The sequence below is a fragment of the Acetobacterium sp. genome, from assembly GCF_030652775.1.
Lineage (GTDB): Bacteria > Bacillota > Clostridia > Eubacteriales > Eubacteriaceae > Acetobacterium.
The window spans coordinates 82419-96728 of sequence record NZ_JAUSPS010000070.1; the positions used below are offsets into that span (position 1 = coordinate 82419).

Annotated in this window: 15 protein-coding genes; 1 reads left to right on the top strand and 14 read right to left on the bottom strand. The window is 42.2% G+C overall.

All coding sequences use genetic code 11. The annotated features are described in order from the left end of the window. Positions 1 to 184: 184 nt before the first annotated feature. The 5 genes from Q7J41_RS12425 to Q7J41_RS12445 form a co-directional block, all read right to left on the bottom strand. On the bottom strand, positions 185 to 796 hold the full coding sequence (locus Q7J41_RS12425; RefSeq protein WP_304888577.1) for an isoprenylcysteine carboxylmethyltransferase family protein: 612 nt from the start codon (positions 794 to 796) through the stop codon (positions 185 to 187). A gap of 112 nt (positions 797 to 908) precedes the next feature. Next, positions 909 to 2312 carry a HAMP domain-containing sensor histidine kinase gene (locus tag Q7J41_RS12430; RefSeq protein ID WP_304888579.1) on the bottom strand — a complete coding sequence of 468 codons (1404 nt, stop codon included), beginning with the start codon at positions 2310 to 2312 and terminating at the stop codon, positions 909 to 911. A 1-nt stretch (position 2313) separates the two neighbouring features. Then, positions 2314 to 3012, bottom strand: coding sequence for a response regulator transcription factor (locus tag Q7J41_RS12435; protein WP_304888581.1), 699 nt, complete (start codon positions 3010 to 3012; stop codon positions 2314 to 2316). Between the two features lie 68 nt (positions 3013 to 3080). Further along, entirely contained in the window at positions 3081 to 3365 is a 285-nt protein-coding gene (locus tag Q7J41_RS12440; RefSeq protein ID WP_304888582.1) for a GNAT family N-acetyltransferase, read from the bottom strand. Between the two features lie 34 nt (positions 3366 to 3399). Then, positions 3400 to 4593: a GGDEF domain-containing protein gene (locus Q7J41_RS12445; protein WP_304888584.1), complete on the bottom strand. Its 1194-nt coding sequence runs from the start codon at positions 4591 to 4593 to the stop codon at positions 3400 to 3402. Between the two features lie 240 nt (positions 4594 to 4833). On the opposite strand from Q7J41_RS12445, the gene Q7J41_RS12450 reads away from it, so the two are divergent. Continuing rightward, positions 4834 to 5064, top strand: coding sequence for a hypothetical protein (locus Q7J41_RS12450; protein WP_304888586.1), 231 nt, complete (start codon positions 4834 to 4836; stop codon positions 5062 to 5064). Positions 5065 to 5109: 45 nt separating this feature from the next. Here the strand turns inward: Q7J41_RS12450 and Q7J41_RS12455 are convergent, their stop codons facing one another. From Q7J41_RS12455 to Q7J41_RS12495, 9 genes are all read right to left on the bottom strand, one after another. Next, positions 5110 to 6549 (bottom strand): diguanylate cyclase, encoded by a 1440-nt coding sequence (locus tag Q7J41_RS12455; protein ID WP_304888587.1) that lies wholly within the window; start codon positions 6547 to 6549, stop codon positions 5110 to 5112. A gap of 281 nt (positions 6550 to 6830) precedes the next feature. Next, on the bottom strand, positions 6831 to 7562 hold the full coding sequence (phoU, locus tag Q7J41_RS12460; RefSeq protein ID WP_304888589.1) for a phosphate signaling complex protein PhoU: 732 nt from the start codon (positions 7560 to 7562) through the stop codon (positions 6831 to 6833). Positions 7563 to 7579: 17 nt separating this feature from the next. Continuing rightward, on the bottom strand, positions 7580 to 8338 hold the full coding sequence (pstB, locus tag Q7J41_RS12465) for a phosphate ABC transporter ATP-binding protein PstB (RefSeq protein ID WP_304888590.1): 759 nt from the start codon (positions 8336 to 8338) through the stop codon (positions 7580 to 7582). An 8-nt stretch (positions 8339 to 8346) separates the two neighbouring features. Beyond that, positions 8347 to 9552 carry a phosphate ABC transporter permease PstA gene (pstA, locus tag Q7J41_RS17810; protein ID WP_370651016.1) on the bottom strand — a complete coding sequence of 402 codons (1206 nt, stop codon included), beginning with the start codon at positions 9550 to 9552 and terminating at the stop codon, positions 8347 to 8349. Continuing rightward, entirely contained in the window at positions 9553 to 10434 is an 882-nt protein-coding gene (gene pstC, locus Q7J41_RS12475) for a phosphate ABC transporter permease subunit PstC (protein WP_304888592.1), read from the bottom strand. A gap of 96 nt (positions 10435 to 10530) precedes the next feature. Then, positions 10531 to 11370, bottom strand: a complete 840-nt coding sequence (locus Q7J41_RS12480; RefSeq protein WP_304888594.1) for a phosphate ABC transporter substrate-binding protein — start codon at positions 11368 to 11370, stop codon at positions 10531 to 10533. A 247-nt stretch (positions 11371 to 11617) separates the two neighbouring features. Beyond that, a complete protein-coding gene (locus Q7J41_RS12485) occupies positions 11618 to 12160 on the bottom strand; it encodes an HD domain-containing protein (RefSeq protein WP_304888596.1) in 543 nt (180 codons plus the stop codon). A gap of 55 nt (positions 12161 to 12215) precedes the next feature. Beyond that, positions 12216 to 12764, bottom strand: coding sequence for an NUDIX hydrolase (locus tag Q7J41_RS12490; RefSeq protein ID WP_304888598.1), 549 nt, complete (start codon positions 12762 to 12764; stop codon positions 12216 to 12218). Between the two features lie 50 nt (positions 12765 to 12814). Continuing rightward, positions 12815 to 14305 (bottom strand): DEAD/DEAH box helicase, encoded by a 1491-nt coding sequence (locus Q7J41_RS12495; protein ID WP_304888600.1) that lies wholly within the window; start codon positions 14303 to 14305, stop codon positions 12815 to 12817. Positions 14306 to 14310: the final 5 nt, after the last annotated feature.

A 14310-nucleotide genomic window follows, 5' to 3' on the forward strand; every position in this document is an offset into this window, starting at 1 on the left:
TAATAATATACCACTTTCGAATTCATGTAAACGTTTTTCGCCAAGCTTTATAGACTGCTTTGTTATTTTTTCACGGCTCGCTCATTATACGGCTATAAATTACTAAAAGCAATGGTATAACAGCAAAAAGACAGGTAAATACCTGTCTTTTTACTGTTTGATATCCTATTATCGTACTGATATATTAAACAAGGTAAGGAATAAACATTTTTGTACCTTGCATATAATCCTGATAATCTGTTCCAAATTCGGCAATCATATCCTGCTCTTCTTTTTTTGCCAGTCGAACATACATAAAAACCATCACCGGGTATAAAATCAACAGCGGCAAGGTCGCCCATTCCACCATCATCCCGAATGATAATAACAGTAGACCAGTATACTGGGGATGGCGAATATATTTATAAATTCCGGTTTCCACCAGGGTTCCGGTTCCATTTTCCTTGGACCAGTATTTTTTGTAAATATTATACCAGCCATTCATGATTAAAAATATGCCAACTGCCCCACAGGCAATATTAATGTACATCCCCCCATAACCGATGGCATCAAAAAGCGTGTGTCCCCATAAAACCCCTTCGGGCAGATTTTTGCCAATCATCCAGGAAATCACATACATGCTGAAGGGGATTCCATGCATTTCGATGGCAAAGGCGATCACAAACGCCAGATAGGTGCCCGCCGGCTTCTGATCCATTTTTTTGTAAAATGGCATAAACAACAAGATCGCTCCGTAAAGTACCATAAAAAATAATACCCCAAACCAATTATAAAAATGACTGTCCAATGTTTCCAATTTCTCTACCTCCACATTTTAATGGAGTCACATGAAAAAGCTTCATGTAATCCCTTACCATTACTATAGCAAGCGATTCATACATGAAGCTGTTTTTAATCTTAACTCGATCTTAACTCTTTGGTAAAAGCAAAATGAATTCACTCCCGACCATATTCTCAATTGCCAGTTTGATGGATCCGCCATGGGCTTCCATCACTTTTCTGACGATGGCTAAACCCAAACCGGTCCGCCCGTTTTCTGAAGACCTGGCCGGATCGCCCCTAACAAAGGGCTCAAAAACCTGATCACTTAACTCCACAGGGATTCCGACCCCGTTATCTTTAAAACGAACCTCAATCATATCAGGATGATCTATCATAATCAGGTCAATCCGGGTGCCGACTGGGTTATGGCTGATGGCGTTATCTACAAGATTTTCAAACACCCGACTCATCTGCTGTCGGTCCACTGCTGCCGTAATCTCGTGATCGGGAAGCTCGAATTCATAAAAAAATCCGGCGCTATCCAGACCTGCCACGGCTGCACCCATTTGTTCCCGCAGATATTCAACAAAATCCAGCTTTTCCCTAACTAATATGTAGTCCGGGGCTTCGATTTTAGACAGTTCAAACAGATCAGTCATCAGACGGTTAGCCCGGCTGCTGTTATTATAGATCGTGGTCAGATAAGCCTGCCGCTGTTCCGTGGTCATTTCCTTTTTAATTAAACAGAGTTCTGCATAGCCCATGATACTGGCCAGGGGATTTTTGAGATCGTGGGAAATGTCCAAAATCAGCTTCTTCCGATTTTCTTCGCTTTGTTTTCTTAAGGCAATTTCTTTTTCAATTTCATCAGCCATTTCATTAAAAATGGTTTCCAGTTCTCCGAATTCATTATCCAGATTCAAGTCAACGCGTGATGTATAATCCCCTGCTTTTAACCGGCTGGCACTGCTGCACAGCTTTTTAAGGGGATTAATGATACTCAGTGAGGTCAGCTTCGAATAAATAACCGTACTGATTCCCAATAAAATTAAGTAAAACAAAATGATGGCCAGAATGACGCCGACAACCCCCTGGGTATCCACCGATGAAAAATCAGGATTATGAACAATCGCAAAATCAATGCGAATGGAGGTGGGAAAGGTGACCACTAACCAGAATTCCGCTCTGGGATTATAAGCAATACTGTAACTGTAGGGGTTACCCTTGGCGTGACTGGCGGTTAAAAAGTCGGTAAATGTTTCCGGGTTTAACATCGCTGGTAAATTGTTTATTCCCTGGCTGAAAATGACCTCGTAATTTTTAGTGACCACTTGAACCCCACCGCCATTTGCCAGCACCGGCTCCACATCCATAACTGACAGATCATCGGTCATGATTTTTGCTGCCGTGTAGTTATGATTAACCAGATTCTTGGAGATCACATCGCTGGCAAAGCTTAACAGCGTCACCGCAAAAACACCAATCAGGGTGGAGATTAAAAACATCAGGATGTAATCCGCGACAAAGCGATTTTGAATCCTCTTTTTCATTCTAGGGAACCTTGGGTAGCTGGAATTTATAGCCAATTCCGCGAATTGTCTTGATATACTCCGGATTTCTGGGATCTGCTTCTAATTTATTGCGCAACCGGCTGATATGAACCATAATGGTGTTATCATCATAGTAAAGCTCTTCTTCCCAAACCTGCCGGTAGAGCTGCTTTTTAGTAAAAACTTTGTCCGGGTTTTTCATTAAAAACTGTAGGATCAAATACTCCTTGGCACTGAGTTCCACCAAAACGCCATCCACATAAAGACAACAGCCGTCCTCATCAAGACATAAGTTCCCAACATTCAGGTGGGGCTTCATCATCTGATTATTATCTGAATATTCATAGTTACGTCTGAGATGAGCGCTAACTCGGGCGATGAGTTCGGCCATACTGAAAGGCTTGACCAGATAATCATCACCACCAAGACCCAACCCCAGTACCTTATCCATTTCACTTCCCCGGGCGGTCAGAAAGATTACCGGTATCTGACTGGTTTCCCGGATTTTTCGCAACAGATTAAACCCATCCAGCCGGGGCATCATCACATCGAATATCCCTAAATTGATGGCATTATTTTTAAAAATCGCCAAGGCTTCCAAACCATCAGCAGCACTAAAGACCGTATAACCATTTTCCTCAAGATGAAGTTTTAAAAGGTTTCGGATATCGTTTTCATCTTCGGCAACTAAAACATTCATATGTAACTCCCTGAGTTAGATTATTTTTATGATTAAATCAAATAATTCTATAGCTATTCTTTAGTCGCTCAGTCGTTACTAACCGACATAATATCATGATAGTCCTGATTTTCGGTCAGCACCTTTTCCGCATAGGAACAACATGAGATAATTTTCAGCTTATTTTCTCGGGCAAATGCTACCGCCTTGGCCACCAGCTTGACCCCCAGCTCCTGCCCTCTGAGTTCCCTGGTCACATAGACATGCTCAATAATAAATAGCTCACCTTCTATATGATAATTTAATAAGCCAATGGGTTCCTCTTCGTTGACACCAATATAAAATTTGTTTTTTTGTTCATGAATAGTTTCCATTGTATCCTCCTGTTAATTTCCTGTATTATTATTTTTATTGACAAAACTCGACCCGGTTTCGGCCATTATTTTTTGCCAGGTAAAGAGCTTGATCAACCTTCTTATAACTCGTTAAAAAGTCCTTTTCACAATCCAGACTGGCGACCCCAATACTGAGCGTTATCTTAATCGAATGTGAATCGACCGCTATCGTCATTGTTTCAATCACAGTTCTCATTTTTTCGCCGATGGCAATGCCTTCTTTGATCGGGGTTTCAACGAGCAAAATAATAAATTCTTCGCCCCCCCATCGACCAATACGATCGCAAATCCGCAATTCTTTTTTTACCAGAGCAGCTATTTCCTGAAGAACGATATCTCCGACCGGATGTCCATATTGATCGTTAATTGCCTTGAAATTGTCGATATCCAGTAACAATATGCTGCTCGAATGACGATACCGTTTCATTCGCTCAATCTCCTCATTAAGCTGTTCAATCCATTTGCGCCTGTTAATGAGTCCTGTCAGGTCATCGTAGTAAGCCACCAATTCCAGTTTTTTCTGTTGATCCAGAATCTCCCGTTTTTGCAGGATATTGCTTCTTTCCGAATACCAGATTAGCGTTGTGGCACAGATACCAATTGCCACAAATACCAGCCCATTGAGGCGATTACTGGTTAAAACTGCCGGTTCAGTCTGGTATTGAGCAATGGCAATAAAAAAGAAAATGTATGCCACCAGGTATTGGACAAACGCATCGATAGGCCGGTTGAGGATGAATACCCCAATAATCGTACACACCAACAGAAATGGCGTGATATTACTGGTAATCGCCTGATCAACCGTCACCAACGCAATCCCGAAGACCAGAATGTACATAAAAAATATATTCTGGATAATCTTCGTGTTGATCAGACGATTTTTTTTGCGGTTGCCATATAATGTTATCATACACATCAGACTGACCCAGATTGCACTTACGCTATGGAGCATCACAATGCGATTGGCCCACCATGTTTCGACTGATGTCGTCGGTTGAAAAGCAAATGACAAGATTGCAATCACTGTCAGATTCACCAGCAGGGTGACTAATTCAAAGCCGATGATCCGCTGCATATTTTTTGTCAGCATTTCATTTTTTACTGTTTGATTTAAGATGCTGTCTTCTTGTAGAAATTGAATTAATTTTTTAAATAGCGGTTTTTCTGAAATCGCCACTTCTTTACCTTCTTCCTTTCGTTTAGTCAAGTGTTCATCCGAATTGTTTAACAAATCGGATGCACCTGTTCGTTACTTTTCGTTATTCTTGATGGTCAGGATTCCTCATTTCAATAATTCTATTATACCGTCTGTCTGACAAAAAAGCGAAAGATTTACACTTGATAATAATTAAATCGATTTTAATGTCACTTGTTTAACCGGTTGCATTAAAAAATTGACCATGTTATACTTAAGAAAAGAATCATTTTAAATAACAGGAGAACAACTATGGAAGAATTAAGTAAACTAAGCGACATTGAACTCAAGAATAAAATGGCCAAATTAAAAGAAGACCTGGAAGATGTTGAAAATGAACGCAGCTTTATTTTTAAGCAATCCGGGATGCATGTATCAAGCGGAAAAATTGTCGCTCAAATGGAAGAATTTGACGCTGAATCAAAAAAGCTCAAAGAATCCATCACTGAGTGCGACGAAGAAATTAAAAACCGAGGTCTTTAAACATGTCCAAGGGGTTTATTAACCCCTTGTTTTTTTTGTGATAATTTATTTCTTTATTGTATTCGCTCGACAAATCTCTTGTTCGACTCGATTTCTGCCCCGTTCTTTGGCCCGATACAGGGCCAGATCAGACCTGAGCAGCAATTCATCAATGGTTTCATCTTTTCGCAACTGGGCAACTCCAAACGAACAGGTCTTCTTTCCGACACCATTAAAATAATGTGCAGCCACTAATTCCCTTAGTTTTTCTGCCAGAACGGTTGCCCCTTCCAGATCTGTATCGGTGCAGATAATAATAAATTCTTCTCCGCCCCAACGACCCAGAATATCTGTTTTCCGGATACCCTTTGTCAGAATTGCCGCAATCTCCATCAATACCTGATCCCCTACCAAATGACCATATTCGTCATTCACCAGTTTAAACATATCAATATCCGCCATAATCACTGCTAAATAGTCGGCCTCATCCTTTTCTTTCATCAGCACTTGATCAATTTTACGACGATTATAAAGACCCGTGAGCTGATCTTTTATAGCCAGATCTTTTAGTTCCTCTTCCAGTTTTTTTCGTTCAGTAATATCGCGTTCGATATGAAGAACCCCAATCGCATTTTTATTCTTATCTTTGAGTACATTCGCATTGGTTTCACAGTAAAACAAACTTCCGTCTTTTTTAACCATCAGATATTCTGCCGCACCCGTTAAATGACCGTTAATCATTTCAGTCATAAAATAAATGGCTTTTTCGTGATAACTCTCATGAACAAACTCCAGAATATTCCGGCCAATCATCTCATCGGGCGAGTCATATCCCCACATTGCCACCGATTGAGCCGTAACAAATTCAACCATTCCGTCCATCGATGAAATAGCAATGCCATCCGGTGATGTTTCGATAATGGTCTTCAGTTTTTCCTCACTGCTGCGGAGCGCTTCTTCTACTTTTTTACTCTCAGTAACAGTCCAGACCGCTTTCATTAGCAATGTAATGTTAAGAATATCAGATTCATCATAATCGGTTTCTTTATTGGCCAATCCCACGACCCCAACAATTTTTTTATTTTTGAAAATTGGCACCGTCAAAAAATTTGTCAACGGAACATGTCCTTTGGGGCAACCCTTTTTCAGTGGATTTCTTTCCTGGTAGTCATTAATTACAATCGGCCGCCGCTGTCGCACTGCTTCCCCCCAGATTCCGGTTTTATCCAGCTTATAGGTCGTTTCCTGTTTTTCGACCTTACAATCTTTCATGACTTCCACCGACCAGGTATTCAAAACAAATTCTTTCCGATCTTCATGATAATGATAAATATAGCCAATCTGACTTTCTGTCAACTCAATGGCCTGTTTTAAGGCATAATCCAAAAATTCCTGAATGGACTCGGAAGGATGCTGCAGGATATCCACCAGCCTTCTTAATCTTTCTTCACTGTCTTTGTTACAATCACTTGCTGTTGCAGCGTTTTGTGCATCCTTTTTATTCATTATAGCTTCCAGTCCTTTTGAGAAAATTCAATCCGGAAATGACTCAATCAAAATAGTAAAGAATCATTTTCTGCCTATAACAATTATAATAAGATCTTGATGAAATTACCATACTTTTATCCGCTTTCCGCTTATTTATTTCAACCCAACTACACTTCTGACTTGAATATAGTTTACCCAAATCAGTGCGATCTTATCAAACAAGCTTCCGTATTACTAAATAAAAAAAAGCCAGAAAAGTTAATTCTCCGACTTTGTCATGTGATTATTTCTTGAAAAAGTTATTCAGTCAAATTTTCATTTTCGATGGCATTGATCTTTTTTTGTAGTTCAAGGGTCTGTTCAATCGTTTCTTCATCCAGATCATTAAAATCAATATAGTCACCAGTGACAATGTAGAAGACTGTTTCAAAAATATTAGTGGCATGATCGCCAATCCGTTCCAGATAACTGCCGACAAAAATGAACACTGAACCCTGATGGATATTTTTGGTATTATCGATCATATAGGCCAGACAGTCATGATGAATCTGAATATTCAACGCATCGATCTCGTCTTCCAGATCCACCACTTCTCTAAGGTGGGTGATATCTTCGTGAACAAAGGCTTGCATCGACAGCTTCAGCAAGGTTTGGGCCAGTTCACAAGCCCGGGGAATATCAACCAGTCGTTTCATATAAACAACATCTGACAATTCCAGCACCCGTTTAGAAATATTCACTGCCAGATCGGCAATCCGTTCCAGATTGGTAATAATCTTATAGGTTGAAGCCAATCGTCGCAGATCAGTGGCTACCGGACCCTGGGTGGCAATTACTTTACTGACAACCAGTTGCAGTTCAATTTCTTTGGCATCCACCAGATCATCCCGGTCAATCACCGAGCGCGCCAACTCATTGTCCTTGCTTTTTAAGGCTAAAACTGAATCTGACAGCATTTTCTCGGTCATGGCCGACATCAGTAAGATCTCATCTTTGATCATTCTTAGTTCTTCATTAAACTCTACTCGCATGGTTTATTTTCTCCTTATCAACCGAAACGTCCTGTAATATAGTCCTCTGTCCTTTTATCAAGGGGGTTCGTGAAAATTATCGGCGTTTCATTAAATTCGATCACCTCACCCATCAGAAAGAAAGCCGTTCTATCAGATATTCTCCCGGCCTGTTGCATCGAATGGGTGACTATAATAATGGTATAGTCTTTTTTCAAGCTGGACATCAGATCTTCGATCTTTGCTGTCGCAATGGGATCTAGGGCCGAGGTTGGTTCATCCATTAAAATAACTTCCGGATTCATGGCAATGGTCCGGGCGATACAAAGCCGCTGCTGCTGACCACCGGACAGCCCCAGAGCCGATTTGTTCAGCCGATCTTTAACTTCATCCCAGAGTGCCGCCTTCACCAGGCTTTCTTTAACCAGGGTATCCAACTGGTTTTTATCCTTCATTCCCTGACATTTCGGGCCATAGGCAATGTTTTCATAAATGCTCATCGGAAAAGGATTGGGTTTCTGAAAAACCATCCCGACCCGGGTCCGCAAATTGATCACATCAATCGTCCCGTTGATGTCTTGTCCATCAAAAATGATTTCGCCGTTAATTTTTACCGAATCAATGAGATCATTCATGCGATTGAGACAGCGCAGAAAGGTCGATTTCCCACAACCGGAGGGACCGATGAAAGCAGTGACTTCCTTTTCGCGAATTTCCATATTGATTGATTTAAGAGCTTGAAAATCGCCATAAAACAAATCCAGGTTTTTGGTGTTAAACTTTATATTTGCGTCCATATTACTCCTCATTTTTTATTAAAGACATCCAACTTGTCGGAAGTGATCCGGGACAAGATGTTCAGTACAATAACAATTACAATTATGACAATCCCAATAGCACAGGCCAATTCGATGTTACCTTCTTCTTTGGCCACATAATAGGCTTGTACCGTCAGGGTACTGCCAGGCGAAAAGAGGGTCCCGGGAATTTGTGCTACTGTTCCGGCGGTTAATAGTAACGCCGCCGACTCCCCGACTACCCGGCCGATGCTGAGCAGCACTGCTGTGGCAATACCCGGTACCGCACAGGGCAGCACCACCTTGAAAATGGTTTGAAGCTTGGTAGCTCCAAGGGCCAGAGAACCTTCCCGAAATGCCATCGGCACTGTTTTGAGCGCTTCTTCGGTACTTCTGATGATGACCGGCAGTAGAATGATGGCCACGGTCAGGCTTCCCGAGATCAATGAAATTTGAAAGTTTAGAGCGACTACAAAGAAAGCCATCCCAAACAGACCAAAAATAATCGATGGTATGCCGGCCAGACACTCGGCGGCAAAGCGGATCGCATTCACCAATCTGCCGGGCTTGGCATATTCGGTCAGGTAAATCGCTCCAAAAATCCCCAAGGGTAATGCCACGATAAGGGATAACAATACCATATATAGGGTGGTAATAATATTGGATTTAATCCCACCGCCAGGCTGAACTATTTTAATTTTGAGTTCCCCGGATTCATCAGCAATGGTTGTTGCCACTTCTTCCAGAGTCAACCCGGCAAAATCATTGCCGTTGATACTCTGCAAAATATAATCGCAACCAATCGTGATACTTTTACCAGTTGAATCTATCGCACTTTTTAAGGGCGAATCTTTTTCAATATAGGTAATGACGAACTGCTCCCGCTCGGTGCTGTGATTTTTATAGGCAACCTTAGCTATGGCGGCACCAATATTTTCCACATAAATGGGGCCTTCTATAGCGGTCTCATACCGTTTATCATAGGGATTCTTTCCATTTAAGGTTTCTTCGTCAATGTTTAGTGGTACATCGTTGGACTCGACAAAGGCATAGACTACCTTTTCGTTGTAATCCCGGGTTAAAAAATCCCAATTGACCAACCCGATCCCTTTAACAAAAATGAACCCGACAATAAAGAGCAATACACTTAAGGTGATGCCGGTGGCCAGATAAATAATACCTTTGACTAATACATCTTTTGCTTTTCTACCCATCTAACTGCCTACCTTTGCCTTAACCAGTTTATTCACTGCCAGATTAATGATCATAATGAAGATAAATAACACCACCCCGGTCGAATACAAAAGTTCCTGATGGACACCCGAGGCATAACCCATTTCCAGGGCAATGTTAGTGGTTAGAGGACGGATCTGATCAAACAGACTGGTCGGAATACCGGCGATGGGGTTACCGCATACCAGCATGACGGCCATGGTTTCACCGATAGCCCGGCCAATCCCCAGGATCACACCGGTCATAATGCCGGATCTGCCCGCTGGCAGAACAACCTTGAAGATGGTCTGTATTTTTGACGCTCCCAGTGCATAGGAACCTTCCCGATATTCTTTTGGTACCGCACTGATGGATGTTTCGGAAATGCTGACCACCGTTGGTAAAATCATAATGGCCAGCACCATGATGGTCGCCAGCAGAGATTCCCCCTGTGCCATGGGTGAAATTTTCAGTACATAGGGAACGATGATTCCCAAACCAAAAACCCCATACAAAACCGATGGAATCCCCGCCAGTAATTCCACCGCAAAGCGGATCATCTTACCGACCCGGGAGCCAGCCATTTCAGAAATATATACGGCGGTGAGAATCGCTACCGGAACACCAATCAGAATTGCACCGAATGTTGCAAAAATGGATCCCACAATCATATAGAAGATCCCATACATATTTGAACCCGGTCGCCATTCTACGCCGGTTAAAAAATCCCAAAGCGGATAACTGTTGGATACAAATGGCTTAAGTCCATTGTAAAAAACGAAAACCGTAATCGCCAGAACGCTGATTACAGCTACGAAAGCACAGATTAAAAAAAAGCCTTCGATTATTGTTTCTTTTTGTTTCTTACGTTTAATTGCCTGCAAAATAAACGCTCCTTTTCATACCCATGCTGGTCACATCTGTCATGGGATTATTTTAATGAAGAGAGACTCCTTTTCAGGAGTCTCAGTTTTTTTGTATTAAACTGCGATACCGCCGTGTTCTTCAACAATAGCCTGTCCCTCGGTGCTCATCAGGAAGTCAAGAAATGCCAGGGTTGCATCGTCAACTTTCGATTTATCATACATTGCCAGGAAAGGTCTTGAAATTGCGTAGCTTTTATTCTTAACATTGTCTACTGACGCTTTAACGCTATTAACATCAACTGCTTTTACCGTTTTGTCGACAAAGGTTAAAGATACATAACCAACAGCATTGGCATTTCCGGCTACAGTTGTCTGAACATTTCCGTTACCTTCTTTGATGGTAGCATCGGCTTTCAGTTTTTCAGCAAAACCAACTAATTCTTCAACCGCACTTCGGGTTCCAGAACCATCTTCACGAGAAACAACAACGATGGGTGCATCTGCTCCGCCAACTTCACTCCAGTTGGTAATTTCGCCCATGTAGATTTTTCCAATTTGTTCTTTGGTCAGGTTTGTTACGGTGTTAGCTGGGTTGACAACAATAGCAATCCCATCATAAGCAAAGATCAGTTCAGTTAGGCTGCCTTTTTCTTCGGTTTTTAATTCTCGGGATGCACAGCCAAAGGAATAGGTACCAGCTGTAGCGCCTTTAATCCCATCAGATGAACCAGTTCCGCTGTAGGTGAACTTGGCTTCCGGGTTTAATGCGGTAAATTCTGAACCGGCCGCATCGATAATTTTCTGTACCGATGTGGAACCGCCGCCGTTAATTTCTCCTGAAATCGCTTCTTTAGATGTTGAAGTTGTTGTTCCTGAAGAACCGCATCCTGCGAGAGTCAGCACCGTTGCACCAACTAACAGTGATACTAAAACTTTTTTTAAACTTTTTGACATTTTTTTCTCCTTTAAATTTCCTTTATTTTCGTTGTTTGCATGGTTATCTTATCAAATAAAAAACCATAAAAGGTTTTGAGGAGGTAAAGAGATTGTTAACACTCTGTTAAATAGATGATATTTAGATTCGTGTTTTCAAAATACGGCTTTAAATAAAAAAAAGCATTCTGAATCAATCAGCCTGCTTTTTTTAAAATAACATATTTTATCTTCATTGATATAGGATCAAATAAAATCAGTCAGAATTTCAGTCAAAAATTTCTTTAATCAATATTTTGAGTTCCTGATACATCCCCAAATCCTCCAGGGGTGCCAATGCATCCAGAACGCCTTTGTAATACCAGGCCTGTTTTTCCTTACCTCTGACAAAAATATCCCAGACATCTTCACCGATTCTGGCATAGTCTGCTTTGACACTTCTCAGGTTGGCCAGTTTATCGGCACAGGCCAGCATCTGCATGTCCCGAGTTGCTCGACTCTTGAGAAAATCGATGGTATTCTGCTTGCGTTTTTCCCAGGGTAACAGTTTGTTTTCAGAATCGGAGGCCACCAGATCGGCCACCACTTCGCCAAATTCCTGGCGAATACTCTCCAGGCTGGTATCCGTATCTTCCACCGTATCGTGGAGCAATCCGGCACAGATCAGGGCTTCGTTTTTGTCCGGATCCACCGCCTCACCGAGAATTTTGGCGACCTCAAAGGGGTGAGTAATGTAGGGAACTTGAGAGCCCTTCCGGACATGGCCTTCATGAGCTTTGGCAGAAAATTCAATTGCTTTTGAAATTGACATAGACCCTCCGTGATTTTTAAATCTCAACTAAATAATTACGACAAACCAAAAGTAATCAACACTTATTTAAAATCTTATTATAAACCACCTGCATATGTGGTTCGGTGACATATTTTGCCAGTTCATTGATGGCGATCCATTTAACTCCACTATTTTCATCCGGCTTTATCGTCAATGATTCGTCCTCGGAAGCCGAAAGTAAATAAGCCACTGACAAATGCAAATGAGCCGAAACCGGAAGATTATTTTTGACATGACCAAAAACCGGTAAAATGTCCAGTGAAATAATTTTGTCCACTGCCGCTGTTACCTGTTTTAATCCGGTTTCTTCTTTAGCTTCCCGGATCGCCACCTGCAACAGATCCGCTTCACCATCGGCATGCCCCCCGGTCCAGGACCAAGATTGATAAATATTATGGTAAATCATTAACAGTTTATCCCGTTCGGGATTAAAAATCAAGGCTGAGCTGGTCAGATGGGCAATTTTATTTTCCCGCAGCAATACATCGGGATTATTTTTGATGAATCGTAAAAAAGTCTGCTGATCGGCCTGTTCCTGGGCTGATCTGGGTTTAAACTCGGTGATGGCGGTTAAATAGTCCATGGGCACCTCACTATAATCATCTTAACGTTAAGCACTTAGATTAAATTTAATTAGTAAAATCGACGAATCGGCTTCTTCCGGGCAACGGTAACCGGCTTATCTTCAGCCAGGGTTACCTTTCTTGGCCGCCCCTTAATGTTCCGGGTTTGCAGCTCTTTTAACACCTGCGGTCCTTTGTTATTCAGGATTTCCACAAAGGTGGAGACATCCAGGATGGTGATCACACCGATATCAGCGGCGGTCATACCCTCCAGATTACACAGGGTACCGACAATATCCACTGGCCGCATTTTGGTTTTTTTGCCGGCATTGATATGAATCTTGGTGATTTCCCGGGTCAGATCATGGGCTTTGTCCAGCTTTTCCTCCGGTTTCTCCTGCATCTTTTCCATAAAGGCCGATTTTAGAGAATGAACCGTGGACAGAGTAGGACATTCTTTTTCAATAATTTCTTTGTCGGTATAATTCTCAATATCCCGGAATAAGCGGCCTTCTTTTGCCGAAACCAGGGTAATCGCTTTGCCACTGGTACCCCGACGACCCGTCCGACCGATGCGATGGACATAGGTTTCCTTTTCCCAGGGTACATCAAAATTAATGACCAGCGAAATCTCATGTACATCAATCCCCCGAGCCGCCACATCGGTGGCAATCAGATAGCGGAAGGCGCCCTTTTTAAACCGCTGCATAACCAGGGTGCGATCATCCTGTTCCATCCCGCCGTGAATCCTTTCACAGGCCTTATTATCCTTGCCTAAAAGATTGTATATGGCATTGACCCGTTCTTGAGTGTTGCAGAAAATAATGCAGCTGTCGGGGTTTTCCACCACCAGCACATCCTTTAACACATCCAATTTATCGTCATTTCCCGTTTTATAAACAAATTGCTCAATCGCATCGGTTCGTTTGGCTTCGGCCTCAATCTCAATGATCTGAGGATCCTTCATATATTTTTTCGACAAGCGCTGAATTTCATTTTCAAGCGTTGCGGAAAACAACATGGTCACCCGATCTTTTGGCATTTCATTGATGATTTCCTCAACCTGATCGATAAAACCCATATTCAACATCTCATCGGCTTCGTCGATGACCAGATAACGGATCTCATCGGTGATAAAGGTTCCCCGTTCAATATGATCCATGACCCGGCCTGGGGTTCCGACCACCACATGGGTTTTCTGTTTCAGCTCTTTTTCCTGCCGGCGAATCGGGGATTTCCCATAAAGCGCTGACACCTTCACGCGCTTAAATCGACCGATGTTAAAAATATCTTCATGAACCTGTAGCGCCAGTTCCCGGGTCGGGGTCAGCACCAGGGCCTGGGGTTTGTTTTCTTCCCAGTCCAGAAGCTCACAGATTGGAATGCCAAAGGCGGCAGTTTTGCCACTACCGGTTTGGGCCTTGCAGAGAATATCTTTTTTCTCCAAAGCAACGGGAATCACGGCTTCCTGAACCTTGGTAGGGTTTTCAAAATTTAGTTTTTCGATGGCTTTTAGGAGCTCATCACTAAGTTGGTACTGGTTAAACTTTTTACTTATCACGTTTT